The 26,466-nt window shown below is 66.9% G+C and carries 24 protein-coding genes; 21 read left to right on the top strand and 3 right to left on the bottom strand.

All coding sequences use genetic code 11. The annotated features are described in order from the left end of the window. Nucleotides 1–132: 132 nt before the first annotated feature. Complete coding sequence (locus QQL87_RS34415; protein WP_284423550.1) at nt 133–516, bottom strand: hypothetical protein; 384 nt, start codon at nt 514–516, stop codon at nt 133–135. A gap of 329 nt (nt 517–845) precedes the next feature. Next, nucleotides 846–1,508, bottom strand: a complete 663-nt coding sequence (locus tag QQL87_RS34410) for a hypothetical protein (RefSeq protein ID WP_284423551.1) — start codon at nt 1,506–1,508, stop codon at nt 846–848. 341 nt (nt 1,509–1,849) lie between these two features. On the opposite strand from QQL87_RS34410, the gene QQL87_RS34405 reads away from it, so the two are divergent. From QQL87_RS34405 to QQL87_RS34390, 4 genes are all read left to right on the top strand, one after another. Beyond that, nucleotides 1,850–2,551, top strand: a complete 702-nt coding sequence (locus tag QQL87_RS34405; RefSeq protein ID WP_284423552.1) for a hypothetical protein — start codon at nt 1,850–1,852, stop codon at nt 2,549–2,551. A gap of 282 nt (nt 2,552–2,833) precedes the next feature. Continuing rightward, nucleotides 2,834–3,091, top strand: a complete 258-nt coding sequence (locus QQL87_RS34400) for a hypothetical protein (protein WP_284423553.1) — start codon at nt 2,834–2,836, stop codon at nt 3,089–3,091. A gap of 327 nt (nt 3,092–3,418) precedes the next feature. Continuing rightward, nucleotides 3,419–4,939 carry a C13 family peptidase gene (locus tag QQL87_RS34395; RefSeq protein ID WP_284423554.1) on the top strand — a complete coding sequence of 507 codons (1,521 nt, stop codon included), beginning with the start codon at nt 3,419–3,421 and terminating at the stop codon, nt 4,937–4,939. 136 nt (nt 4,940–5,075) lie between these two features. Continuing rightward, nucleotides 5,076–5,600 carry a P-loop nucleotide/nucleoside kinase family protein gene (locus tag QQL87_RS34390; protein ID WP_284423555.1) on the top strand — a complete coding sequence of 175 codons (525 nt, stop codon included), beginning with the start codon at nt 5,076–5,078 and terminating at the stop codon, nt 5,598–5,600. 110 nt (nt 5,601–5,710) lie between these two features. Here QQL87_RS34390 and QQL87_RS34385 read toward each other — a convergent pair whose 3' ends face one another. Then, complete coding sequence (locus QQL87_RS34385; RefSeq protein ID WP_284423556.1) at nt 5,711–6,931, bottom strand: NF038122 family metalloprotease; 1,221 nt, start codon at nt 6,929–6,931, stop codon at nt 5,711–5,713. A gap of 263 nt (nt 6,932–7,194) precedes the next feature. Here QQL87_RS34385 and QQL87_RS34380 point away from each other — a divergent pair, with 263 nt between their 5' ends. From QQL87_RS34380 to QQL87_RS34300, 17 genes are all read left to right on the top strand, one after another. Next, the gene (locus QQL87_RS34380; protein ID WP_284423557.1) at nt 7,195–8,145 is read left to right on the top strand and encodes an aldo/keto reductase; all 951 of its coding nucleotides are present in this window, start codon (nt 7,195–7,197) and stop codon (nt 8,143–8,145) included. A gap of 255 nt (nt 8,146–8,400) precedes the next feature. Further along, nucleotides 8,401–9,516, top strand: a complete 1,116-nt coding sequence (locus QQL87_RS34375; RefSeq protein ID WP_284423558.1) for a TAXI family TRAP transporter solute-binding subunit — start codon at nt 8,401–8,403, stop codon at nt 9,514–9,516. Nucleotides 9,517–9,653: 137 nt separating this feature from the next. Then, nucleotides 9,654–11,084 (top strand): SWIM zinc finger family protein, encoded by a 1,431-nt coding sequence (locus tag QQL87_RS34370; RefSeq protein WP_284423559.1) that lies wholly within the window; start codon nt 9,654–9,656, stop codon nt 11,082–11,084. Between the two features lie 2 nt (nt 11,085–11,086). Then, a complete protein-coding gene (locus tag QQL87_RS34365) occupies nt 11,087–12,481 on the top strand; it encodes a DUF5691 domain-containing protein (RefSeq protein ID WP_284423560.1) in 1,395 nt (464 codons plus the stop codon). A 31-nt stretch (nt 12,482–12,512) separates the two neighbouring features. After that, on the top strand, nt 12,513–13,616 hold the full coding sequence (locus QQL87_RS34360) for an ATP-binding protein (RefSeq protein ID WP_284423561.1): 1,104 nt from the start codon (nt 12,513–12,515) through the stop codon (nt 13,614–13,616). Between the two features lies 1 nt (nt 13,617). Beyond that, nucleotides 13,618–15,999, top strand: coding sequence for a DUF5682 family protein (locus tag QQL87_RS34355; RefSeq protein ID WP_284423562.1), 2,382 nt, complete (start codon nt 13,618–13,620; stop codon nt 15,997–15,999). Continuing rightward, on the top strand, nt 15,996–17,186 hold the full coding sequence (locus QQL87_RS34350; protein WP_284423563.1) for a vWA domain-containing protein: 1,191 nt from the start codon (nt 15,996–15,998) through the stop codon (nt 17,184–17,186). The genes QQL87_RS34355 and QQL87_RS34350 overlap by 4 nt, the downstream gene beginning before the upstream one ends. Then, nucleotides 17,187–18,269 carry a M48 family metalloprotease gene (locus tag QQL87_RS34345; protein ID WP_284423564.1) on the top strand — a complete coding sequence of 361 codons (1,083 nt, stop codon included), beginning with the start codon at nt 17,187–17,189 and terminating at the stop codon, nt 18,267–18,269. It abuts the gene before it with no gap. 95 nt (nt 18,270–18,364) lie between these two features. Beyond that, entirely contained in the window at nt 18,365–18,919 is a 555-nt protein-coding gene (locus QQL87_RS34340) for a glycine-rich domain-containing protein (protein ID WP_284423565.1), read from the top strand. 2 nt (nt 18,920–18,921) lie between these two features. Continuing rightward, nucleotides 18,922–19,749: a TIGR04222 domain-containing membrane protein gene (locus QQL87_RS34335; RefSeq protein WP_284423566.1), complete on the top strand. Its 828-nt coding sequence runs from the start codon at nt 18,922–18,924 to the stop codon at nt 19,747–19,749. A gap of 85 nt (nt 19,750–19,834) precedes the next feature. Further along, on the top strand, nt 19,835–20,659 hold the full coding sequence (locus QQL87_RS34330) for an NAD(+)--dinitrogen-reductase ADP-D-ribosyltransferase (RefSeq protein WP_284423567.1): 825 nt from the start codon (nt 19,835–19,837) through the stop codon (nt 20,657–20,659). Beyond that, a complete protein-coding gene (locus QQL87_RS34325; protein ID WP_284423568.1) occupies nt 20,656–20,853 on the top strand; it encodes a cobaltochelatase CobT-related protein in 198 nt (65 codons plus the stop codon). The genes QQL87_RS34330 and QQL87_RS34325 overlap by 4 nt, the downstream gene beginning before the upstream one ends. A 246-nt stretch (nt 20,854–21,099) precedes the next feature. Then, nucleotides 21,100–21,423, top strand: a complete 324-nt coding sequence (locus QQL87_RS34320) for an STAS domain-containing protein (RefSeq protein ID WP_284423569.1) — start codon at nt 21,100–21,102, stop codon at nt 21,421–21,423. Continuing rightward, nucleotides 21,423–21,788, top strand: coding sequence for a response regulator (locus tag QQL87_RS34315; protein WP_284423570.1), 366 nt, complete (start codon nt 21,423–21,425; stop codon nt 21,786–21,788). The genes QQL87_RS34320 and QQL87_RS34315 overlap by 1 nt, the downstream gene beginning before the upstream one ends. After that, a complete protein-coding gene (locus tag QQL87_RS34310) occupies nt 21,785–23,845 on the top strand; it encodes a chemotaxis protein CheA (RefSeq protein ID WP_284423571.1) in 2,061 nt (686 codons plus the stop codon). Before QQL87_RS34315 ends, QQL87_RS34310 begins: the two co-directional genes overlap by 4 nt. Further along, nucleotides 23,845–24,312 carry a chemotaxis protein CheW gene (locus QQL87_RS34305; RefSeq protein WP_284423572.1) on the top strand — a complete coding sequence of 156 codons (468 nt, stop codon included), beginning with the start codon at nt 23,845–23,847 and terminating at the stop codon, nt 24,310–24,312. Before QQL87_RS34310 ends, QQL87_RS34305 begins: the two co-directional genes overlap by 1 nt. A gap of 29 nt (nt 24,313–24,341) precedes the next feature. Next, the gene (locus QQL87_RS34300) at nt 24,342–26,438 is read left to right on the top strand and encodes a HAMP domain-containing methyl-accepting chemotaxis protein (protein ID WP_284423573.1); all 2,097 of its coding nucleotides are present in this window, start codon (nt 24,342–24,344) and stop codon (nt 26,436–26,438) included. Nucleotides 26,439–26,466: the final 28 nt, after the last annotated feature.

Genomic DNA, 26,466 nt, shown 5'->3' with positions numbered 1-26,466 from the left:
ATCAAATGATGCTAAAACTATCTTAGCGCCTATGGGGCTTGACCCGGGACCCATAACCACAGGGAGACGTGTTGGGCAAACTCGGAGCCACCTTCCTACCTCACATGTCCGCCGGTGGTTATGGGTCCCGGCTCAAGGCCGGGACGACACCGAGATTGTCGTACGGCCGTTCCACCTCATCGGCGTGATCAGCACCGCCGCGCGCGACGCATCCACGCCCACGGCTACCGCATCCACTGCACGATTTTGCAAACAGCCCACCGCAGCCCCGCAGCGCATCCGCATCCAGGTCATGCTGCCGGCATCGCCCTCGACAAATGAGAGGGCGCGGGGAAGACCGGACCTCGACTGAGGTCCGTGGCCCGCCTGCGGAAAAAAATGCAGGCGGCAGGTACCACGGTTCAGCCGGACGACCCGGCCTTCCCCGCGCGGCGGTTTTAACGGCTGCTTCGCGATCTCCCTGGGGACCGGCTTGTTTGCCCCCATCACCGACGCGATGCGCAAGCGCATCAGCACCGGCTTGACCTCAGCGTCGGGAGGCCAGGACCACGCGACTTGACCGTACGTCCCAGGCTCGCTCGCCGGCCCGCTTGCGCGAAAGCCCCAAGCCCGACACGTCCACCGCTCCCCGCTTGCTACGCTCCGTGACGATCGGCCGAAACGTCCCTCTTCATCGCGAACGGGATGGCGGAGAGCATCGGCCCGATTTGCCCGACGGTGCAAGCCGAACAGCGTGCGACAAACTGGCTCGACGGGCAGTTTGTGCATGGCGGGAATGCGGGAAGTGCCCGTCGGGTTGACGAGCCGCGTTGACGCACATTGCCCTGATGCTTGAGATCACCTCCTTACAGATGGATAGAAATGATCGCACCAAAGACCTGCTCTATGAGAGTGTAATCGTCGGGGGATCTGGGACGCAAACGAACTATCAACTCATCTCTACGCAAAAATTCCCTCGTCAAATCCGTCGTTGCGACGACATCGTACTCATCAATTTCATTGTGCCAGAATGGATCGTAAGGATCGACGGAGTTTGGTCTTTTCGCTACGGCGAGTCCGGCGAACCGGAGCATGTTTTCTCCGACGTCAAATGACGTCCCCTCCGGGATATGGACTTTCAAAAGATCTCCAATGTCGTTTGCTCCCAAAATTCCGAACCGGAGCTCGTTGTTGCGACGCAGCCAGGAGTAATGGTTCTCGATGTCTCGGCGGAGCTGCTTTCCGCGCGCTGAAATGTCCGCAGAGTCTACCCTGCGGCATTTCATGCGCTTGTTCCGGCAATAGCGCTGCAGCCTATCGATGAATTCGCCGCGCTGCTCTTGAGACAGGCTTGCTGGCAGGCAATAATGGTACATGCCTGCGCCGTGGCACCAAAAGAGCACCTCGATGGAAACGCCGCGATGCACATAGGCGAGCGACTCGCGCGAACGCCGCGTGATCATATCGCCATCTTGGAAACGATAGGTCGCCGTGAGCGGCCCCAACATGTTGCAGATAAAGAATGCCATCACTTCCCCGACCAGCAGACATGACGAGGCAATCGCCGATCACGCTTTCTCGGCTACGCCTATGGCCACATGCGTCATTTTAAACCAGAATGAAACTGCGAACGAACCCGACCTGCCGCGCAACGCAGGGGGAGCGGCAACCCATCGGCTCGCCGACCTGCGAACTGTCCACTCACGCAGCGCTTGCCGAAGCTCCGGGCCGGCAACGTCGACAATCAGTGCGAACGGAGAACAGCATCCGCACCAATGATGCGTGCTGTCGCCTTATTGCTTCCACACATCTTGAATGCGAAAATGGTTTATGTTCCTGACCGGCAGAGACTGCGGTGTGGGGAGACGAAATGGGGCTGTTCGACTGGTTGAAACCCAAACGGCCGACACGCGGGCCGACGCCCGAAGGGCTCTACGGCGCGATGCCCAGGGGCTCGCGGTGGCAGCCGGGGCCTGATCCCGCTGGCAATCCGGACGAGTTCGTCCCAGGGCCGGACGCTTGGGTCTTCGACATCAAGGAGTGGAGATGGGACAAAAACCTCTGGATCGAGGTGGAGAGCGACACAGCCGACGGCCCGGCTGGTTTCGGCCTCGTCCTAGGTCTCTCGAACGGCGCGCACACGGACGCCGTTGAAAGCTGGGAGTTTGACGGGCGCGGAGCGCCAGTACGAAAGGCGCGCGAGGAATGGACCATTCCCCTTGGGCATCCCACGCGCGAGTTGGCGCTGGTCTCGCATGGCGACCGGACGACCCGCGTGCTTCGCAGGCTCGAGCAGTGCTTCGGCTTTGCGCCGCAGACTCGCCCGGCGCTGCCGGACAAGAGCGCACTCATGTCTGTGCTATTGCCGCTCCGAGGATTGATCGTGCCGAACCAGGGCCGTTTCACGATGCGTATGAAAGTCGTGATCGAGGAGCAGAAAGGCTGGCCCTATGCCGAGTTCTTCCTGAACATCAATTCCGTCCGCAGGCAGCTCTGGGTCTCGGAAAAGTCCGACGAGTACAGACAGGCCATCCTGGTCCGGTTCTCCGACTTCGCCACGGAGGCCGGCTGACGAACGAGTGGCTGAAGCCACCTACGGCTTGTCGTTCGCGTTGGCCGGCTGATCGCTGCGGATCCGCCGATGGCGCTCGTGGCAAGCGGCACATCTTGCGTGGGCGCACACGGACGTCCCCCGACAAGGCCTTGGCTCAAGGCACCGCTGCGCGCGACGGTTGAGATAGTTTTAAGACACTCGTCGCTCTTATAGTGCCCTCGTCAGGCGGAGGGCTCGCGGGTGAGGTCTGTTACCAAGTGGTTGACATCGGCGTGGTCGCGGCGGTTCACATCCTTAGCCGTGACGACGGCCATCACGGCTGCCGCGGCGATGCTGCCGCATGCCGCTGATGCCAAGTCGTGCTCTCAGCAGGGCGAGGAATGTCGCTCCTGGGCGAGGAACAAAGTTTCGGCCCAGTACTACGACAGATACATCAACCGATGCAGCGCCGAGACCAACGCGTGCATCGCTCGTTGCAAGACCGGCATCAAGGTCTTCGTCGACGTCTTCGACAGCCCCGGCAGCGTCCAGCAATATCCCATCGACGAGTGCCGCTAGTCCCAGCGGGCTGGATCCCCAAATCGCTGGCTGCGCGACTGGAATCGGCCGCGGACGCCAAGGAATGACGTTGACCCTGCACGACACTCCGTCCCGCGCGCACGGCCTTGCTCCACCCGCGACGAGCATGCCTCGCCTCCAGATGACGCTCTCGTCAGCTAGCGAGGCCTTGGGTGGCTCCACCTGCTCAAGCCGCTTCGAGCGCAAGTGGGCGCGCGATGTCGGCCCCGCGGCCGATCGGCCGCATTGACGGGACCGGATCAATCGATCGTTGAAGTCTTCAGGTTACCGTCGCACCGAGTCCCTGCCCTTGATGGTGAAGCAAACATGAACGACGTCCGGCAGGTCCTGACCGCCACGCTGAAGGCTGCTGCATGGAAGGCGCCGCAGGCGGCTACGGCGGTCGCTCCGACCACGCTCCTCGTCTCGCTGCTTCTGGCCGCGGCGGCGCAGGTCGGCCTGGAATATGCGCTGGTCGGCGATGACGCCTCGTTCAACATGTACGGCATCACCAGCGTGATCGCCGAGACCGCGCTTCTCGCCGCCGTCGCGCTGCCGTTCTTGGCGATGAACCGGGGCGGCGCGATCGCGCAGCTGCAGGTGCTGACCGCCCTCGGCACGCTGGCTGCGACCGCCGCGATCGCGGCCCCCGCGCTCAGCATCGGCATCATGGCCGTGGTGATCGGCGTGTCCTATTTCTCGCGCCACCGGACGGCGCTGCTGTGGAAGCTGGTGGTGCTGGGCGGCGCGGTCGAGCTCGCGCTGCTGGCGGCCGGCCAGCAGCCGGCCCCGTTGACCAGCCCCTGGGTGAAAATCGCCGCAGCTGGCGCCGGACTTCTGGCGCTGGTGGTGTGGTGGATCGGCGCCGTCGCGCGCACCTTGGGCGCCAATCTCGGACCGGACCGGCGGCCGCTGCTGCGCGCGCTCGGGCTGACCGTCGCTTCGGGACTGGCGCTCGTGCTGCTGCCGGGACAGCCGGCGTTCCTCGACGACGAGTCCGATCCGAGCACTTACAATCTCTGGGCCTGGGTTCGCTCCCGCTCGGCGGCGGCCGACGCCGCTCCAGCGCCTCAACCGGCCGGCGCCGACATCCAGCTCGCGCAGCCCCTGCTGATGGAGGCCGAAGCCGGCAAGCTGCTGCCGGAGCGCAAGGGCGCGGTCGACGTCTACACGGTCGGAATCGCCGGCTGGGCCGATGAGAATGTGTTCGTGAAGGAGCTCGATGGCGGGCTGGCGGCGCTGGACCGCGCGATCGGGCTGGACCGCGGCACGATCCGGCTCGTCAATCACGCCGCCACGACCGAGACGACACCGATCGCCAACCGCTCGAACTTCGCCGCCGCCGTGCATGCGATCGCCAAGGTCATGAACAAGGACGAGGACGTCCTGCTGATCTTCATCACCTCGCACGGCGATGCGACCGGCGTCGGACTCCACCTCGCGGGCGCGGTCTACACTCATCTCTCCCCGGATCACATCGCAACCGTGCTCGATCGCGAAGGCATCAAGAACCGGATGATCATCGTGTCGGCCTGCTATTCCGGCGTTTTCGTCAAGCGCCTGGCCTCGTCCGACAGCGTGGTGCTGACCGCCGCCGACGAGAACAATCCGTCGTTCGGCTGTTCGAACGAGCGCGAATGGACCTATTTCGGCGATGCGCTCTTCAACCAGAACCTCACCGCAGGCGTGTCGCTCGAGGACGCCTTCGACAAGGCAAGGGTGCGGATTACGGAATGGGAAAAGCGCGATGGACTGTCGCCGTCGAATCCGCAGGGCCATTTCGGCACGGAGCTGGCCGCGAAGCTCCATGGGCGGCAGATTGCGAAGTTTAGTGCACTGTCACCGTAATGAGCGACGCGGCGGGCGCGGACTGATGTCGAACGGCCGCCGCAGGATCATCGCAAATTATTACCCGGGTAATTATTGACAGAAGGAAATTTTACCCGGATAATATGTCCTTGACCGAACAAGGATCGACCAAGCGATGGCCAGCACCTTTCACCTCGTTTGCGGCGCGACCGGTGCCGGCAAGACCACCTACGCGCTGGATCTCGTCAGGCGCTGCAACGGGGTGCATTTCTCGATCGACGAATGGATGGTGGATCTGTTCGGCAAGGATCAGCCCGAGCCGATGCGGTTCGATTGGGTGGTCGAACGCGTCGGGCGCTGCGAGCAGCTGATCGGGCGCATGGCGACGCGCTGCGCACAGGCCGGCGTCGACGCGGTGCTCGACCTGTCGTTTCTGCGCGCCAGCAGCCGGGCGGGCTTCGCGGCCCTGGCTCGCCAATCCGGATTCGACGTCACGCTGCACTTTCTCGACGTGCCGGCCGCCGAGCGTTGGCAGCGTGTCAGCTTGCGCAACGAGACGCGGGGCGAGACCTTCTCGCTCACCGTCACCAGGCCGATGTTCGATGTCATCGAAAGCATCTGGGAGCCGCCGACGTCAGCGGAGATGAGCGCCCATCGGGGCGTCTACGCCGCGCTCGCGCGCGGCGCTGGTTCGTGCTGATGGCGTGCGGCTGCATCGCGCGCGAGCCCGGCTGCGGGACGGCCGCATGGCAGGCGAGCGAAGGCGCATCGTGCGTGGGGCGCGGCAGGAGGCCGCCTTCGCCGCCTCCCTCAATTCATGCTGATGTGGTGCAGATGCATGGCGAGCGCCATGGGATCGTGATGAGAGTCGGTGGAATAGGTGGCGTAGCTGGTCGCGTCGCCGTGTGAGCCGTTGGCTGCGGCGGCATCGGCCTGCGCATTCGCCAGCACCTGCGCGGCGCCGGCGGCATCGCCGAGCTTGGTCAGGCTGGCCGCCGTCTCGGCCGCGACCGCCGAGGCGATCGTGGCGGCCTGCTGCTGCGTCTGCACCGGCGCGGCGACGCCGGCCGCATGCGGGATCTGCGCCAGCAGCGCCTGGGTGTCCGGGGTCGAGATGTTGTAGCCGAGCGCCTCCAGCACCACGAGGTCGATCGGCGACAGCGTCTGCGACGTGGTCGGATTGTAGAACTCGTTGAGCGGATCGTTGGCGCCTTGGATGCCGGTGTTGAGGAAATCGGCGGGATCCGACGTCTGGCCGTAATCGGCGATCTTGGTGACGCCGCCGTCGAGCGAGAAATAGGCCGGGGGCGCCGAGCTGATGCTGTTGTTGATCAAATTGTGGCCGGGCCGGGTGAAGTCGGAAAGGTCGAAGATGTCGAGATTGCCCGGCGAGGGCACGCGTCCGAGCGCATGCGACAGCTCGTGCAGCGCGACGCCCACCAGCGACTGGGTCGGGATGTCGGTGTTGAAGATGGCGAAGCCGTCCTCGGTGGTGGTGTTGTTCGGGTCGATCAGGCCGAGCACCTTGGCCTGCGCGTTGGCGACGAACACCTGCGAATGGCCCTGCACGGTCGCCTTGTTCGACAGATTGTCGAACACGGTATCGCCGGCCGCCGCGTGATCCTGCAGGTCGTTCTTCAACGACGTGTAGTTGGCCATCACGCCGTTGCTGACATTGGCGCCGGCGCCGCCGCCGGTGCCGTTATATTCGATCGAGAGATTGACCGTGGCCTGGTCGGTGATCGCCGACGACAGGATGGCGGCCGCCTGCTCGACGCCCGCACGGAAGCTTTCGGGCGCCGCCGCGCCCGCCGCATCGAAGGTGAGATTGAAGGTGAGGCCGCCGGTGTGGACCGCGACGGTCTCGGAGCCGTCGGCGTGCACGACCGGATCCGACACCGCCCCGGCGGGCAGCGCGAACGGCGTGGCCGCAGCAGCCGTGGTGGTCGTCGTGGTCTTCGCAGCAGCCGCGTCAGGCACCATGAGGGCGTCGGAGCTCAATCCGAGCTGGTCATAGGTCAGCGTGTTCATTGGACGGACTCCTTACCCCCGGGCCTCGCATCCTCATATGCGAAGCACTCGCAATGAGCGGACCATCATCGGCAACTAAGTGCAAAGTCTGACGTCGTCGGACCCTCTTCGGGGCAACGGCGCCATGGTTTGGATGCGCGATGGCGGCCCCGCCATGCTGCTGCCGCGCTGGTCATGCGCAGCGAACCGAGGCAATCTGCCGCAGGCGTTCGCCATACATCCAGCTACACATTTCATAAGCCCTCCCGAATCGAGAGATCGTCATGAAGCATCGTCCGCTCGGCCGCTCCAGCCTCCTCGTCCCGCCCCTCTGCTTCGGCTGCAACGTGTTCGGCTGGACGGTGGACGAGGCGACCTCGTTCCGCCTGCTCGACAAGGTGCTGGATGCGGGGATCAGCTTTCTCGACACCGCCGACGTCTATTCGCGCTGGGTGCCCGGCCACACCGGCGGCGAGTCCGAGACCATCATCGGCAAATGGATGAAGCTGCGCGGCAACCGCGACAAGATCATCCTCGCCACCAAGGTCGGCATGGACATGGGCGACGGCAAGGTCGGGCTGAAGGCCGACTACATCGCGCGCGCCGTGGAGGACTCGTTGCGCCGGCTGCAGACCGACGCGATCGATCTTTATCAGTCGCACAAGGACGACGAGGCGACGCCGCAGGAGGAGACGCTGGCGGCCTATGACAAGCTCATCAAGGCCGGCAAGGTGCGCGTCATCGGCGCCTCGAACTTCTCCGCGGAGCGGCTGCAGGCCGCGCTCGACATCTCGGCCAAGAACGGCCTGCCGCGCTATGAGAGCCTGCAGCCGGACTACAGCCTCGCCGAGCGGTCGGTGTATGAGGGCGCGCTGCAGCGCGTGTGCGAGCAGAACGAGGTCGGCGTCATCACCTTCTTCTCGCTCGCGGCCGGCTTCCTCACCGGCAAGTACCGCTCCGAGGCCGACTACGGCAAGAGCCCGCGCGGACAGCGCGGCATTCCGAAATACATGAACGCGCGCGGCCTGCGCATCCTGGCCGCGCTGGATGCGGTGGCGGCGGAAACCGGCGCGCAGCAGGCCTCGGTCGCGCTGGCCTGGCTGCTCGCCAAGCCCTCGGTGACTGCGCCGATCGCGAGCGCCACCAAGCCGGAGCATGTCGATACGCTGGTCGCGGCGACAGAGCTCGCGCTGACGCCCGATCAGGTTGCGCGGCTCGACGCCGCAAGCGCCTAAGTTGATAGTTTGTTGATCGGCGCGACGCGTTGACGCATGACGGCCGCGTCGCTCACGGCCTTGCCGCCCCCCGGAATTCCAGCATTGGCATGGAACCGGTGGGGCGACTTTGCAGCGTCTTGTGCATCGCCGCCTAGAGGACAAAATTCGGCCCGGATCGAATTGCTACGTACACTGCCAAATTAGAATGACTCAAGGAAGCGTTTGGGGGCAGGTGTGGCGCGTGTTCGTGTTTGCGCACTCGTATCGACAATCATGCTGGCGGCCGCAGCCGCGTTCGCCGGCAGCGCTGAGGCCCAGCAGCAGCAACGCCCGGCGGCGGGCGCGGCCACTGTCGGCAATCTGCCGGACCGCGAATCGCTGAACTCCGGCACCGTGACCGTGATTACCGCGCCGATCGGCGGACCGATGTCGGTGATGGGCTCGGACATGGCGGCAGTGCTCGATGAAGGCGAGAGCCTGCGCGTGCTGCCGATCCTCGGCAAGGGCTCGGCGCAGAACCTCGTCGACATCATCATGTTGAAGAACATCGACATGGGCTTCGTCGCCACCGACGCGCTGGAATTCGTCAAGACGGAATATAACATTCCGGATATCGCCCAGCGCGTGCGCTACATCGCGCAGCTGTTCCACAACGACGTCCACATCATCGCCCGCCGTGAGATCCGCAGCCTGCAGGATCTCAACGGAAAGCGCGTGTTCGCGGAACGCTCGATCGGCCTGCCGGCGGCGCGCACCATCTTCCGCCGCCTCGGCATCCAGGCCGAGATCGATTCGCAGACCGACCCGACCGGCGGCCTGCAGAAGCTGATCGACGGCCAGGGCGATGCCTGGATCGCGTCGGTGTCGAAGGACGCGCCGATCATCAAGGGCATCAAGAACGACGGCGGCCGGTTGCATCTGCTGCCGGTCCCGTATGACCGCGCGCTGCAGGACATCTATCTGCCGACGACGTTCTCGTCCGACGAGTATCCGAACCTGGTGCCGCCGGGCGCCAGGGTCGACGCGGTCGCGGCCTCCACCGTGCTGATGGTCTACAACTGGCCGGAGAACAGCGAGCGCTATCGCCGCACGGCGCGCTTCGTCGATGCATTGTTCGGCAAGATCCAGGTGCTGCAATCGCCGCCGCGGCATCCGAAGTGGCGCGACACCGTGCTGTCGGCGCCGGTGCAGGGCCTCATCCGCTTCAAGGCGGCGCAGGACTGGCTCGACGGCGCGCGGGCGATGCAGTCGCCGGCGACCGACGGTAACCCGGCCGAATTCCGCAAGTTTCTCGACGAGCGCAAGGCGCAGGCGCGGATGTCGCCGGACGAGGCGGCGAAGCTCTACAGCGACTTCCTGAAATGGCAGCGGAGCAAGGAGACGCGCTGAGGCACGCTGCGCGTTTCTGACCTGCGATGTGGCGATCAATGCGAACGGCGCTCGCCGATCGCGCTTGAATTGTTGTGCGGCTCTCCTGCCATCTGCTAGGGAGTGCATCATCGCGCGATCAGCCGTTGGGAGAGTGGGTGTCTCTGACACGCGAACGGATCGAAGGGCTGGCACCTGACCAGGCCTCACTCGCCGCTGCACTGAAGCTGGTGAAGCCCGCCGGCTGGCCGGTGCTGGCCGCGAGCACCGATGCCGAGGTGCTGTGGGGCGAATGCCAGGGCTCCGGCGCGACGCCGTATCGCGTCGTCACGGCCGCCGATGGCCGCGGCTACAAATGCACCTGCCCGAGCCGCAAGTTTCCCTGCAAGCACGTCCTCGCCGTGCTGTGGCTGCGCGTCGACAAGCCGGAGCGGTTCGAGAGCGCGAGCCCGCCGCAATGGGTCGAGGATTGGAGCGCGCGGCGGCGCGGCACGAGCGGCCGTCCGCCGGGGAAGCCCAGGCCCGAGGGCGACGAGACGGCCGCGGCGCCCTCGCTCGATGCGGCGCTGGCCGACGCTGCGACCACGGCAACCATTGATCCGAAGGCCGCCGCGCGCGCCGAGGCGCAGCGCGAGCGCATCAAGGCCGAGCGCGAGGCGGCGATCCTTGCCGGGCTCGACGAGCTCGACCGCTGGATCGCGGACCAGCTGAATCAGGGGCTCGCCGATTTCACCACGCGCGCCGCGGCGGCCGCGCGCACGCTGTCGACGCGGCTGGTCGATGCCAAGGCCGGCGGCCTCGCCGCACGGCTCGATCAGCTCGGCACCGAGCTGTTTCGCGTCGGCGACGAGCGCCGCGCCGATCTCGCCATCGAGCGGCTCGGCGCGATGACCTTGATCGCCTCGGCCTATCGGCACCAGGACCGCCTGCCCGCCCCGCTGCGCGACGATGTCCGCCGCGCGGTCGGCTGGTCGGTGCGCCGCGAGGAGCTGCTGGCCGACGCGACAGCACCGCGGGCCAGCAGCGTGTGGATCGTCGCCGCCAATCTCTCGGAGGTGCAGCCCGACAAGCTGCGCCGGCTGGAGACGTGGCTCGTCAATGCGAGCAACGACATGAATCAGCCGGGCGTCGCGGTGCTGGTCGATTTCGTGCCGGTCTCCAGTGGCGGCGCCGGCTTTCCGTTCGCGCCCGGCGAGGTCATCGACGGCGAAGTCGTGTTCTATCCCTCGGCCGCGCCGCTGCGCGGGCTGCTGGCGAGCCGCAAGACGGCGGACGGCGCGACATGGCCGCGCCCGCTGCCGGGCCTTGCGCCGGCGCTGCGAGACTACGCATCGACGCTCGCGGCGCTGCCGTGGCTCGAGCGCTGGCCGATGCTGCTGTCGGGCGTCGCGCTGCGCACCGCAGGCAAGGGCGCGCTCGCGATCACCGACGCGAGCGGCGCGACGATCGCAGTCGAACGCGGCCAGATCGATCAGTTGGTGCCGCTGCTCGGGCTGGACGATGTGTCGCTGCTCTGCCTGTGGGACGGCCGCACCGCGCAGGTGCTCGCCGCCGACACGCAGCTCGGCCGCTGGCATCACGAGGACTGACGATGGCCAGCGCGATCGATCCGCAGATTCATGCCCGGCTGCGCCAGTCGTTACTGCTCGGCCTGACGCGGCAGCCGCTGACAGTGCCGGCGACACTGACCGGGCTGTTGCCGCGAGATCGCGAGCCAGCGCTGCCGCTGCTGGCGCTCGCTGCGCAATGGCAGCGCTTTGCCGGCGCGCCATCGCCGGTCGCCGATCCTGTCCCGGACGCAGCGCTGCGGCTGCATCAGGACGCGCGGCCGATCCTGCCCGCGCCGGCACGGCGCGCGCTCAAGGCGCTCGCGCGCAGCGCCGAGAAGTCGCTGACCTCGAACGTGCTGCCGCTCGCGCTGCGCCGCATCCAGGCCGCCGGCTGCCGGCTGCATCCGTTCGATCTGCCGGATCTCGTGCCCCACATCAAAGCGAATGCCGAGGACCAAGGTCTCGCCGAGCGCGCTTTTCTCGCGCTGACCGCCTCCGACTCCGATGAGGATGCGGCAAAGGGCCTGTTCTTCGAGCGTATCACCATCGACAACTGGACCACCTTCCCGAAGGCGCAGCGCCGCGCCTTCGTCGCCGGGCTGCGCCGCGACGATCCCGCCGCGGGCCGCGCGCTGATCGAATCCGTCTGGAAGAGCGAGCCGGCGCCGGTGCGCGCCGCGCTGCTCGATGCGCTGGTCGTCGGCCTCGGCGCGGACGACCAGCCGTTCCTGGAGAGCCTCAGCGGAGATCGCGCCGACAGCGTCAAGCAGGTCGCTGTCCAGCTGCTGGCGCGCATCGCCGAACGCGCGGCGCGCGGCAACCGGCTGACGGAGGCGGCGCGATGCTTCAAGCGCGCGGGGTCGCTGCTGGCCAAGATCGGCCTCGGCTCGGCCTCGACGCTGACCTTCACCCTGCCGAGCGACGGGCTGAAATGGCAGGAGACCGAGGCGCTGCGCGAGCGGCTGTTCGGCGGCCTGCAGCTCTCCGCGCTCGCGGCCGCCGTCGGCGCACCGCCCGAGGCGCTGATCGCGGCGCTGCCGCCGAGCGAGCACCGGATTCTCGTGCTGCTGATGGAAGCCGCCTCAGCCGAAGGCGATGACGACACGGTGATGCACATCATCGGCGCACGCCTCGCTGCGGGCGATTCGTTGCACGGCTACATCGTGATGTCGCTTGCGGCGAAGGCCCGTCAGCCGCTCGCGCCGGCGACAGCGCAGCGCGTGCTGGCATCGCCCGCCTGGCAGAAAGCGGTCAAGGAGCTCGCCGATGCGACCACGCCGGCGGCGCAGAAGGACGACGGCCGGCTGGTGCTGATGGCAGCATTGATGCCATCAGCGGCGATGCCCGCCTTCCTCGCCTCGCTCGACGCGCTGCCGCTCGCGACCACGCGCGGGGCCAAGGATTTCACCGATCTCGTCCTCGCGCTGCCAAGGTGAGCGGCGCCTTCATGACATCCGGAGCATGACCATGACCACGCAAGATGCGAGCAAAGCCGGCGCCCAGCTGCGCAGCTCGGCCGAAGCGCTCCACGCCGATGAGCTCGCGGCGCTGGCGCAGGAGGACACACGCGCCCGGCCGGCGCAATGGCGGCTGTCGCCGCAGGCGGTCGTGACCTATCTGATGGGCGGCCGCACCAAGTCGGGCGTCGAGATCTCGCCGAAATATATCGGCAACCGCCGGCTGATCGAGACCGCGGTGGCGACGCTCGCCACCGACCGCGCGCTGCTGATCCTCGGCGTGCCCGGCACGGCGAAGTCCTGGGTGTCGGAGCATCTGGCCGCCGCGATCTCCGGCTCGTCCGAGATGATCGTGCAATGCACGGCCGGCACCGACGAGAACCAGATCCGCTATGGCTGGAACTACGCGCTGCTGCTAGCCAAGGGACCGTCGCGCGAAGCCATGGTGGCGACGCCGCTGATGCGTGCGATGGAAGCGGGACGGATCGTGCGCTTCGAGGAGCTGACGCGCATGCCGTCGGACGTGCAGGACACGCTGATCACCGTGCTGTCTGAAAAGCTGATGCCGATCCCGGAGATCAACGACTCCATTCACGCGACCCGCGGCTTCAACATGATCGCGACCGCGAATGCGCGCGACAAGGGCGTCAATGAATTGTCCTCGGCCCTGAAGCGGCGCTTCAACGTCGTGGTGCTGCCGCTGCCGGCCGACCTCGACGAAGAGGTGAAGATCGTCACCAAGCGCGTCGGCGAAATCGGCGGCGGCCTCGAATTGCCGAAGATCGCGCCCGCCGATCAGGAGATCATGCGCATCGTCACGGTGTTCCGCGAGCTGCGCGACGGCCAGACGCTCGACGGCCGGCTCAAGCTGAAATCGCCGTCCGGCTCGCTGTCGACGGCGGAGGCGATTGCGGTCACGATCGGCGCCTGGGCCGAGGCCGGCCATTTCGGCTCCGGCGTGATCGACGCGCAGAGCATGGCCGCGAACCTCGTCGGCGCCATCGTCAAGGACCCGGTGCAGGACAAGGTGGTGCTGCAGGAATATCTCGAGACCGTCGTCCGCGAGCGCAAGCCGTGGGCCGACCTCTATGGCGCCATTCGCGACGTGATGTGACATGGCCGCGGCTTCGCCCGATCGCCTGCATCTCCTGGGCATCCGGCATCACGGGCCGGGCTCGGCGCGCGCGGTGTTGTCAGCGCTCGACGCCGCCGATCCCGCAGTCGTGCTGATCGAGGGGCCACCCGATGCCGACGAGCTGATCGCCTTTGCCGCCTCGCCGGCGACGGTCCCGCCCATCGCGCTGCTGGTGCACGCGCAGGACGATGCGTCCAATGCCAGCTTCTTCCCGTTCGCGGTGTTCTCGCCGGAATGGCAGGCGATCCGCTGGGCGCTGGCGAAGAGGCGTCCGGTGCGCTTCATCGATCTGCCGGCGTCGCATCGCCTCGCGGAGCGGGCGAAGGCGAAGCGGGCGGAGCGTGACGACAGCGAGGCCGAGCCGGAGGACGCCAGCGCGGCGGCTCCAGATGAGCCTGAAGTTACGGATCCGGAGCTGACACAGATCCGGCGCGATCCGCTGGCCTATCTCGCCACCCTCGCCGGCTATGACGATAGCGAGTCCTGGTGGAATGCGATCGTCGAGCAGGGCACGCACGGACCGGAGATCTTTGCCGCACTGGAAGCGGCGATCGGCGCGCTGCGCGAAAAGATCGATCCCCTGCCCTACCAGCCCGCGGACGAAGCGCAGCGCGAGCTGCGCCGCGAGGCGCATATGCGCTTGGAAATCGCCGCTGCGCTGAGCGGGCAGGATGGACCTGTCGCGGTCGTCTGCGGCGCGTGGCACGTGCCGGCGCTGCGCAAGAAGGTCGCGCTGAAGGACGATCGTGCGCTGCTGAAGGGATTGCCGCAGATCAAGGTGACCGCGACCTGGGTGCCATGGACGGAGACGCGTCTCGCCGCGTCGTCCGGCTATGGTGCCGGCGTGATTTCGCCCGGCTGGTACGCGCATCTCTGGCAAGGACTGCAGCACGAGGACGCCGCAGCGCTCGACGCCACCGGCTTCACGACGCGCTGGCAGGCGCGCGTCGCCGAGTTGTTGCGGCGAAACGGCCGGCCGGCGTCAACCGCCTCCGTGATCGAAGCGTCGCGGCTGGCGATCACGCTCGCGGCGTTGCGTGACGTGGCCCTGCCCGGGCTTGCCGAGATGCGCGAGGCAAGCCTGGCGACGCTCTGCGAAGGTGAGACCGCGCTGTTCCGCCTCATCGAGCAGCAGCTCATCATCGGCCGTGGTGTCGGCGAGATCGATGATAGCGTGCCGCAGATGCCGCTCGCCGCGGATCTGGCGCGCTGGCAACGCAAGCTGAAGCTCAAGCCCGAGGCGCTCGACAGCGACATCGCGCTGGACCTGCGCAGCGAGGCCGGTCTCGCGAAGTCGCAGCTCCTGCATCGGCTCGCCCTGATCCAGGTGCCGTGGGGATTGCTGCAGGGATCGGGGCAGAGCCGCGGCACGTTCCGCGAGAACTGGCGGCTGCGCTGGGAGCCGGAATTCTCGGTCAGACTGGTCGAGGCGCTGGTCCACGGCACGACGGTCGCGCAGGCCGCCGGCAACGCCGCGATCACCACCGCACAGACGGCCACGTCGCTCAATACGGTCGCCGACATCGTGCGCGGCTGTCTGGAAGCCGGATTGGTGCAGGCGGCCGAGACGACGATCGCGCTGCTGCAGGAGCGCTCGGCGGCGACCAGCGATGTCACCGATCTGACCGAGGCCGTGCCGCCGCTCGCCGAGATCCTGCGCTACGGCACCGCGCGCGCATTGCCCACCGAGGCGCTGCGCCTGCTGGTGATCAGCCTCATCGAGGCGATCTGTGCCGGCCTCGTCTATGCCTGCCGCAACCTGCAGGCCGAAATCGCCGCCGAGCTGCGTGGCCGGCTGGCGCGGCTCGACGCTGCGATCGGGCTGATCGAGGATGCCGGCCTGCGCGACGGCTGGCGCCGCGCGCTCGCGAGCGTCGCGACCGACGCCGCAGCGCATCCGCTGCTCCGCGGATTTGCGAGCCGCGCCCTCTACGATCATGGCGTTGTCCCGCCCGACCAGACCGCGCTGTCGCTGTCGCGCGCGCTGTCCCATAGCGTGCCGACGCTGGAGGCCGGCGAATGGCTCGACGGCTTCCTCGGCCAGAGCGGCCAGGTGCTGCTGCACGACCAGGCGCTGCGCCGGATCATCGACTCCTGGCTGGCCGCGATCGACGACGAGGCCTTCAACAATCTGCTGCCGGTGCTGCGCCGCGCCTTCGCGAGCTTCGACCGCAGCGAGCGGCGGCGCCTGCTGGATGAGCTGGCCAGACAACGACCGCTCGCCGCGTCGGACGCCCGCGATGTCTCACCTCTCCAGCCGCTCGCGCCAATGCCGGCGAATGCCGTGGGTTTCGATGCCGCCCTGCCCTTGCTGCTGACGATCCTCGGCGCTGACTTGGCGATGAAGGGACGACCGACATGAGCAATGACGCGGATGCCGAGCGCAACCGCCGCTGGCGCCTCGTGCTCGGCGGCGACGATCAGGCCGGCCTGTCCGCGCGCGACCGGCGGCTCGATGCGGCACTCGCGGGTCTCTATGACGCGGGCTCCGGCGGCAAGCGCGGCGGCGGACGCCGCGGCGGTCTCGGCGGCTCGGCGCCGCGCGTCGCAAGCTGGCTCGGCGACATCAGGGAGTTCTTTCCCGCGCCCGTGGTGCAGGTGATCCAGAAGGACGCGTTCGAGCGGCTCGGCCTCAAGGAGATGCTGCTGCAGCCGGAGTTTCTCGCAGCTCTCGAAGCCGACGTGCATCTGGTCGCCGACCTGATGGCACTGCGCTCGGTGATGCCGGAGAAGACCAAGGCGACGGCGCGGGAAGTGGTGGCAAAGGTCGTGAAGGAGCTGATGGAAAAGCTCGACGCGCGCACCACCGAGACCATCCGCGGCGCGGTCGACCGGCGCCGCCGCACACGGCGTCCGCGCGCGAGCGACATCGACTGGCCGCGCACCATTGCGAAGAATCTGCGCCACTGGCAGGCCGAGCATCGCACCATCGTTCCGGAGACGCTGGTCGGTCATGCGCGGGCGGCGCGGCGGACCAATCTGGAAGAGGTCATTCTCTGCGTCGACCAGTCGGGCTCGATGGGAACGTCCGTGGTCTACTCTTCGATCTTCGCTGCGGTGCTGGCCTCGATCCCGGCGATCGCGATGAAGCTCGTGGTGTTCGACACCAACATCATCGATCTCACCGAGGAGCTCGCCGATCCGGTCGAGGTGCTGTTCTCGGTGCAGCTCGGCGGCGGCACCGACATCAACCAGGCATTGGCCTATTGCGAGCGTCTCGTGCGCGAGCCCACACGGACGCACATGGTGCTGATCAGCGACCTGATCGAGGGCGGCATCGCCGAGCAGATGCTGGCGCGCGCCAAGGCGCTGGTCTCGTCGGGCGTGAACCTCATCGTGCTGCTCGCGCTCAACGACGACGGCCGCCCCGCCTATGACGCCAGGCATGCCGCGATCCTCGCCTCGCTCGGCTGTCCCGTGTTCGCCTGCACGCCGCATCAGTTTCCCGAGCTGATGGCGACCGCGCTGAAGCGCCAGGACATCTGGTCCTGGGCCGCCGCCCAGGACATCAAGCTGGTGCGGCCGGAGGACGGCGATCAGGGCGTGTGAATGAAGCGTCTCGTTCTGTCATGCATCCTGCAGCTCGGGCGCTATGCGGTCCTTCCCGTGGTCGCGCTGGCGGGCGGCGTGGTCGTGCTCTGGCTGATGATGCTGGACAACTATACGAGGGCGGCGCTCGTCACGGCTCCCATCATGTTCTGCGTGGTGGCAGCGGCCACCGCGCTGGCGCTCGGAATTCTGTTCGTGCCGGCGTGGCGGGAGAGGAGCAACGCCCTCGACGAAGCCATGGCCCCCTTGCTGTGGAGGACTTGGCAGGAGATCGATCCGGCCTTCGCCAAGCCGAAGCGCACGCTGCGGATCGATGGCGAGTTCAACGCATCGATCAGCGAGGCGCGCGGCCATGCCGGTCTCTTCCGGCAGCACGTCACGATGACGGTCGGACTGCCGCTCCTGATGATCCTCGACGAGCGTGCCATCCGCGCCACCGTCGCCCACGAGGTGGCTCATGCGGAGCTGCGGCACATCACCGGCAGCAAGAACCTGCTCGACTTCATGCATGCCTGCGACAACGTTCTGCACTACGCGAATCCCGACCGCACCATCACCGGCCGCCTCGCCGCGCTGCTGCTGCGCTCGCTGCTGACATGGCTGAACGGCGAACATCGTGCGCTGTCGCGCCGCAACGAGCTGGCCGCTGACCGGCGCGCGGCCGCACTGATGGGACCATCCGAGATGGCGCGATCGCTCGTGCTGATCGCCGGCGCCGTGGCGCGGCTGCGCGAGCTGGTATTCACGCCCTTGGAGACCGACATGCTCGGCGCCGTCAGCGTGCCGGCGGCGCCGCTGCAGCGCGTGTCAGCCCGGCTCGCCGACCTCCGCGACCATGATGCGCTTACCGCTGCTGCGGCCAAGACGATGGAGGAGGAACCCGGGGAGGATCCCGATTCGACCCACCCGCCGCTCCGAGCGAGGCTTGCCAATCTGGGCTATGCCACGCTCCCCGCAGTCGATCCGATCGAGGCCCCGGCCATCGAGCGAGTACTCTCACCGGATACGGCGCGCGACCTGTCGGCCCGGCTCGACGCCGAGTGGCGCAAATTGGCACAGACCAGGGTCCGTCTTGGAGGCTGATATTCAGCATAGCCGCCTGCGGCGCCGGCCCGCCATTGGAACTGCACGCGCTTCCATGCTATGGTCTCGTCGTGCACGATCTCCGGGAGCTTTCGGTGCTGCGCGCGCAGGTCAAGGTCGACGTCCAGGCCGACGAGCCGGACTGGACGCCTGCGCGACAGGAGCTGTGGCGGCGCATCGCCGCGCATGATTTCGAGCCCGCCACGCCGCTGAACTTCACCCAACGTCTGGCCCGCGACCATGGCTGGAGCCTCGACGAGGCGCGCGCCACGATCGAGGCCTATCGCCGCTTCTGCTTCCTCGCGATGGTCTCGCCGACGCCGGTGACGCCGAGCGAGGCCGTCGACGAGGTCTGGCATCAGCACCTGATCTATTCGCGCGACTATTGGACCACCTGGTGCGGCGAGCGGCTGCAGGCTCCGCTGCATCACGATCCGACCCCCGGCGGCCCGGAGGCGCAGATGACCTACCGCCGCCAATATGCCGAGACCCTGGCGCTGCACGAACGCTTCTTCGGTCCGCCCAGCCCCGATCTGTGGCCGGCGACACATCTCCGTTTCGCCGGCCCGCGCTATCATGTCACCGACCGCACCTATTGGCTCATCCTGCCGCGGCCAAGCGCTTGGCTGCGGCGACTGTTGAGGAGATGAACATGGCGCTCAATCCGTTCGACTGGACGGCCGGCCCATTCCTGCTGCTCTATGCGACCAGCGCGGTCATCGTGTTCGGGCTCGTCGGTCTCGGCCGCCGCATGATCGGTCCAGCCGCGACCACGATCCGTGCCTTGCGCGAGCTCGAGCTCGCTTATCTCGCCGGCGGCGAACACCGTCTCGGCGACGCGGTGCTGCTCGGCCTTGCCGCGAAGAACGCCGCAACCTTCACGCCGCGCAATCACAGGATCACGGTGTCCGACCAGGCGCCGCTGGCCGGACTGATCGACCGTCCGCCTCACCTCAAGCTGCGTTCCGAGATGACGCGCAAGGAATTCCAGAGCGCGCTGGGGCCGCTCGCCGAGCGTGTCAAGCAACGGCTGCAGGCGCTCGGCTACGCGCCGACCGCTCCCCAGCTGACTGCCTTCCGCAGCGCCGCGCTGGCCTTGATCGCAGCGCTCCTGCTGCTCGGCACCATCAAGGTGGTGGTCGGCACCGAGCGGCATCACCCGGTCGGCTTCCTCCTCGTCCTGATGGCGGCGACCTGCTACGTCGCCTACGAGATGACGAAGGCGCCGACGCGGACCCGCGCCGGCAACGACGCGCTCCAGAGCTACAAGGCGTCTCACGCCCGCGCCGCGCGCGCACCGCGCGACCACGAGCTGCTGATCGCCGTGGCCCTGTCGGGCGCCGTGGTGCTCTCCGGCTCCGCCTATGCCTCGGTGCTGGCGACCTCGCAAACGCTCGGCAGCGGCGGCGGCTCGACGGGCGGCGGATGTGGCGGCGGCGGAGATGGCGGGGGCGGCGGCGGATGCGGCGGCTGCAGCTGAGCTGCGGCCAATCAACGAGGATCTCGTTCGAAGGCCCCTCAACGGGACCTTCCCCACCGCGGCATAAGACGGCATCATGTCCGCCATGAGGGACTCAGCACGATCATCACGGCGCGGCATCGGCCATTCGACCAATCTGGTGGGGCGTCCCTCCGAGTGGCTGGCGAGCTGCGCCTTCAACGAGACGGCGGTGCCGCTGCACATCTGGGGCGTCACCGAGATGAACCCCAGCTTGTTCACGATGCTCGACCAGGCCGAGGATCTCAGCGAAGCCGGACAGGCGTTTTCGACCTACATGATGGCGATGTTCGGCCTTGATCCGGAGCAGCGCGCAGCCGTGTCCAGTGGCCAGCGGCGCTTTCGCTCGTCGTTCCTGCGGCTGATCCAGGGCTGGGGCTTCGACAGCAACGGCCCGGAAGGCGCCGTTCTGAAAGGCTGGGTCGAGAGCCGCTTCGGCCTCGGCCCTTCGTTCCACAAGGAGGTCATCGCGCTCGTCGCGAGCCGGGCCTGGACGACCTATGTCGAGGAGAAGATGTCGAGCCGCTTCCACAACAATGCGATCTGGGTGCAGCTCGACCTGCTGTTCGAATTCTGCCAATGGGCGATCCGCCGCTTCGCCTTCCCTGGCGAGACGCATCTCACGCTGCATCGCGGCGTCAACGCGTTCGACGAGCATTGGATCGTCGAGCGGACGGCGCGGCGCGAGGCGGTGATCCGGCTCAACAATCTCGTCTCGTTTTCGTCGGACCGCGACACCGCCGGCTGCTTTGGCGACATGATTCTCACCGCCAGGATTCCGGTGAGCAAGATCGTGTTCTTCAACAGCCTCCTGTCGTCGCACGCGCTGAAGGGCGAAGGCGAATTTCTGGTGATCGGCGGCGACACGCGCGTCAGCGTCGACTATGTGTGATCGGGCCGCTGGTTCGTCATCTGCGCGATGTCACCGAGCAGATCGAGCGGACCGGGGATATCGGTCTCACGGCCATCGGCATCGGCCACCCCGTCGGGCAGTACTACACGGATGGCATCACGATCGACTCGCCGGCTGAATTGGAAGAGGCTGTCGTTCAGCTGATCGATCGGCTGTTGAAACAACCGTCCTGACGCGCGCAGGCACTGACGTCAGCATCTGCCACGGGACTGAAGAGCCGCGGAATCGCATCATCCATTCGCCAGGCCGCGAAGAGGCTGCCGCACCGTAGTTCTCCGGGGAGATCTGCACCGCGATCTACTTATTAGTTGATCGGGATCATTTGAGTTATCCGATTGCCTGAAAAGTCTGATGCGTTTTAGCGAATCTCTAATTCTCGTCCTGCACGATGCCGCCGTGACGTTCCCGCTGGAGACGTAATGGTGTCTGAGTATCTGAAGTCGAAAGAGGCCGTAAAACTACCGGCGGATTGCAGCATTGCGGCAATCCGGGAAGTCCACGAAATGATCCGCGACGCGTTCGGACAACGTGCCGCACTCGAGATCGACGGCTCATGCGTCGACAAGGCCGACGTCACCTCGATCCAACTCCTCATCTCGACGGCGAAGACCGGACGAGACCAGGGACGCGCGGTCGCCCTGACGGCGCCGTCGGAGGTGTTGCGCAACGCCATTCGTCGCGCGGGATTTGCCGGCGATGCCGCAGTCGATCGTCATTTCGCGTACAAGAAAGACGGCATCTGATGGCTACGATCCTCGCAGTCGACGATTCGCCGAGCATTCGTCAGACCATCAAGGTCGCGCTCGAGCCTGCCGGCCACACGGTGATCGAGGCCGCTGACGGCCGCGCGGGCCTGGCGCAGGCGCAATCGAGCCGCCCGGACATGGTGATCACCGACCTCAACATGCCTGTCCTGAACGGGCTGGAGCTGATCCGCGCGCTGCGCGGCCAAGCCTGCTTCAGCGGGCTGCCGATCATCTTCCTCACCACCGAATCCAACGACACGATGAAGTCCGAAGCCAAGGACGCGGGCGCGACCGGCTGGATCACCAAGCCGTTCCGGCCCGAGCAGCTCGCCACGATCGTCGCGAGGCTGGTGCGCCCATGAGCAGCCCCGACTGGACCGAATCCTTCCGGCAGGAAGCCGCCGAGCTGTTCGAGACCCTCGAAGGCGCGCTGCTGGACCTGTGCGAAAAGCCCGACGACCGCGAACTCGTCGACAGCGCGTTCCGTGCCCTGCACACCATCAAGGGGTCGGGCGCGATGTTTGGCTTCGACAAGGTGGCGAACTTTACGCATGAGTTCGAGACCGCCTTCGATCGCGTCCGCAAGGGCGAGATCGCGCCGACGCGCGAGCTCATTACCGTGGCGCTCGCGGCCAAGGACTACATTCGCGCCCTGATCGAAGCGCCTGACAGCACCGACACGATCATCGGCGACGGCATCCTCGACGACCTCCGACGCTTCGTCTCACCGAGCGCGGTCATGGAGTCGCCGCCGCTGCAACCGGCCGGCGCACCGGCCGCGACGGACCGCGGCACGGACGACGACACGGCCGTGGCAGGCTGGCGCCTCCATCTGGAGTTCGAGTCGCACATTCTCCGAAACGGCTCGAATCCGCTCAACTTCCTCGACGATCTCAGCAAGCTCGGTCCCTGCTTCGCCATCGCACTGACCGACGACATCCCGCTGCTCGACGCGCTCGAGCCGGAGGACTGCTACCTGACATGGGACGTGACGCTGCACGCGTCCTGCGGCCGCGAGGTCATCGAAGACATCTTCATGTTCGTCATCGACGAGATGACGCTCACGGCGACGCCGTTGTCGCGGAGCGATCTGTCGCATCCGGCCGAGCCCGCGGCTCAGCCGCCAATGAGAGCGCCCGAACCGCACGCCGCGGCCGCGGAGCCGCCAGCAGCGAAGACCAAGGAAGCCGAGCGGGCACCGGACCCACGCCGCGAGGAAACCAAGCGCAGCGACGACCGCGCCATCGCGACCGTTCGCGTGCAGGCCCGTCGCCTTGACGAGATGATGGACCGGGTCGGCGAGTTGGTGATCGCGCAGGCGCGGTTGAGCCAGCTCGCGGCCGCGAGCTCCGACGCATCCATCAAGCTCATTGCCGAGGAGATCGAGCGCCTCGCCGGCAGCCTGCGCGACACCACGATGGGCGCGCGCATGGTGCCGATCGGCTCGCTGTTCGGCCGCTTCCGCCGCCTGGTCCATGACCTGTCGCGTGATCTCTCCAAGCCGGTCGACCTGATCACATCGGGCGAGGACACCGAGCTCGACAAGACCATGATCGAAGGCCTGGCGGATCCGCTCGTCCATCTGATTCGCAACGCGATCGATCACGGCATCGAGCAGACCGACGCGCGCAACGCCGCCGGCAAGACCGAGAAGGGCCGCATCGAGCTGCACGCGATCCACTCCGGGGCGCAGGTGCTGGTCACGGTGCGCGACAACGGCGCCGGCCTCAACACGGCGCGCATCCGCGCCAAGGCCGAGGAGCAGGGACTGCTCGCGCCCGGCGCAGAGCTGCCGGACGCCGACATCCACCAGTTCCTGTTCCATCCCGGCTTCTCGACGGCGCAGACGATCTCGGCGCTGTCCGGCCGCGGCGTCGGCATGGACGTGGTCAAGCGCACCATCGAGACCATGCGCGGCTCGATCGACATGGCCACCAAGCCGGGCGAAGGCACCACCGTCACGCTGCGCCTGCCGCTGACGCTCGCCATCATCGAGGGCCTGATGATCCGGGTCGGCGAAGGCCGCTACATCATTCCGCTGTCAGCCGTGGAGGAATGCGTCGAGCTCACCGCCGACGACCAGCGCGCACGCGGACGCAACTTCCTCAACATCCGCGGCGATCTCGTGCCGTTCCTGATGCTGCGCGACATCCTGCAGGCCAGCGGCTCGCCGGATGAGTATCAGAAGACCATCATCGTCTCGACCGGCGAGACGCGCGTCGGCCTCGTCGCCGACCAGATCATCGGCAGCCATCAGACCGTGATCAAGTCGCTCTCCAAGCTGCATTCCGACGTCACGATCTTCTCCGGCGCCACCATTCTCGGCGACGGCACGGCAGCATTGATCCTCGATGTCGTCCAACTGGTCGCGCTGGCGCAGGCGCATGCCGACAAGCAACATCTGAACGAGGCGGCCTGATGACTCAGCAGAGCGAGCACGCAGCAGTTGATGGCGACCAGACGATCCAGGTCGTCATGATCGGCCTGGGCGACGAGAAGTTCGCGCTCGATGCCGCCATCGTCCGCGAGATCATCGATCCCGTCCCGGCGACGAGAGTGGCCGGCGCCAAGCCGTTCGTCCACAGCATCATCAACGTCCGGGGCAACATCGTGCCATTGGCGGACCTGCGGCTTCGCTTCGGCATGCCGCTGACCGACGCCTCGACCGATACGCGGATCGTGGTCATCGAAACCCAGATCGACAACGAGCCCGTGCTGGTCGGCCTGACCGCCGACAAGGTCTACGAGGTGACCGAGATCTCGCGCTGCGATACGCAACAGACGCCGCGTGTCGGCGTCAGCTGGAAGTCGGAGTTCATCCGCTTCATCACCAAATGGCGTGACGAGTTCGTCATCGTTCCGAACATCGAGCGGATCCTCCACTAGAGATCCGTGCGGGGCACAAGAGGGCTATCATGAGATTTACGATCAAGGCAAAGCTGGCCAGCGCATTCGGCGCGATCATCGTGCTGTCGATGGTCACCGGAGGCGTGGCGTACACGAAGCTGACACAGCTCGCGGACACGTCGGACGTCCTGGTACAGCGCGCTGTCCGGATCGACAAGGCCGGGCAGTTGCAGAACTACATCCTGCAGCAGACGCGCTACGAGCGCGACATCATCATCGCCTCGACGGATGCGGAGTCGGCGAAAATCGCGGCGGACGTGAAGCAGAACCGCGTCGAAGCCAAGCGCGTGCGTGATGAAGTCTATGCGGTCGCGACCGAAGCCGGCAGGAAGCTGCTCGACAAGTTCTCGGCGGCCTATGACAAGATGAACGCGACCGAGGACGAGATCATCAAGTTCGGCACGATGAACTCGAACAATCGCGGCTTCCAGGTCTGGACGGCGGAGGGGCTGCCGATCCTGAAGGACTTCACCGCGGTGGTCGATGGCCTTGCGGCCGACGCCGGCCGTGCCGCGCCCTCGGTCGAGCGCAGCAATGCGCTGCTGGCCCTGGAGACGATCCGGAAACAGAGCGAAGCCGCACAGAACCAGATGTCGCTGTCGTTCTACGCGTCCAGCCTCGACGATCTCAACGCGATCATCAAGGCGCAAATGTCGGATATGGAGGCGCTACGTACGGCCGTGCAGCGCGCAGGCGGTGCGCTCGCCGCCGCCAGCCTGTCGCCGGCCGCGCTGGTGACCCAGACCGACCGCCTGACCAAAGCAATGTCCCGGGTTGCCGAGATCGTGAAGGAAGGCGGCAACATCCGCGCCGCCATGCTCGCCGCGACCGACGCCAAGGCGAACGCCGACGCCGCCATGGCAACGTCGAGCGACTACATCGCCTATGTCCGGAAGGCGATGGCCGATATCGCCGCCGACGCCGAGCAGGACGGCGCGCGCGCGAAGACGATCATGATGAGCATCATCGTCGCCTCCCTGGTGATCGCATTGGCCTCCGCCCTCTGGATCGCATTGAGCATCAGCCGGGCGCTGGGCCGCGCCGTCGGGCTTGCCAGCGCCGTGGCCGAGGGCGACCTGACCCAGACGCTGAAGGTTTCCAGCAACGACGAGGTCGGCGATCTCGTCACCTCGCTCAATACGATGTCGGAGAAACTGCGCCAGATCGTCGGCGACGCGATGACGGCGGCGCATAACGTCTCCGCCGGCAGCCAGGAGCTTTCGGCCAGCGCCGAGCAGCTGTCGCAGGGCGCAACCGAGCAGGCGTCCTCGGCCGAGGAGGCGTCCTCCTCGATGGAGGAGATGGCAGCGAACGTGAAGCAGAACGCCGAGAACGCCAGCCAGACCGAACGGATCGCGGCGCAGTCCGCCAAGGATGCGGAAGCCAGCGGTTCCGCCGTGGGCCGAGCCGTCGAGGCGATGCAGACGATCGCCGGCAAGATCACGATCGTCCAGGAGATCGCCCGGCAGACCGACCTGCTGGCGCTCAACGCCGCGGTCGAGGCCGCGCGCGCCGGCGAGCACGGCAAGGGTTTTGCCGTTGTCGCTTCCGAAGTCCGCAAGCTTGCGGAACGCAGCCAGGCCGCCGCAACCGAGATCGGGCAGCTGTCCAGCGAGACCGTGAAGGTGGCGCAGGACGCCGGGATCATGCTGGCCAAGCTGGTGCCCGACATCAAGCGGACGGCGGAGCTCGTGGTCGAGATCAGCGCCGCCTGTCGCGAGCAAGACGTCGGCTCGGCGCAGATCAACCAGGCCATCCAGCAGCTCGACCAGGTCGGCCAGCAGAATGCGAGCGCCTCCGAGCAGGTCTCTGCAACATCGGAGGAACTGGCGTCGCAGGCCGAGCAGTTGCAATCGGCCATCTCGTTCTTCCGGATCGGCGGCGCAGGCTCGGCTCCGTCAGAACCGGCCGAACCGCCGATCGACCGCGCCGTCGTGCAACTGCGCGCCAAGGCTTCGGCCATGGCCGCGGCCGATCGCGGCAAGAGGCCTGCGACGACGGCCAAGCCGGCGCGGACCGCACGGGTTGCGGCAGGCGGGCCGGGCTTCGCGTTCAATCTCGACCATGGCGGGGATGATCGCGACGGCGACTTCCAGCGCTTCTGACACCGCCGCCGGACAATCGCTGGCGCTC

The sequence above is a fragment of the Bradyrhizobium sp. SSBR45G genome (assembly GCF_030159255.1).
Classification (GTDB): domain Bacteria; phylum Pseudomonadota; class Alphaproteobacteria; order Rhizobiales; family Xanthobacteraceae; genus Bradyrhizobium.
This window is presented reverse-complemented; position numbering and strand designations above follow the sequence as displayed.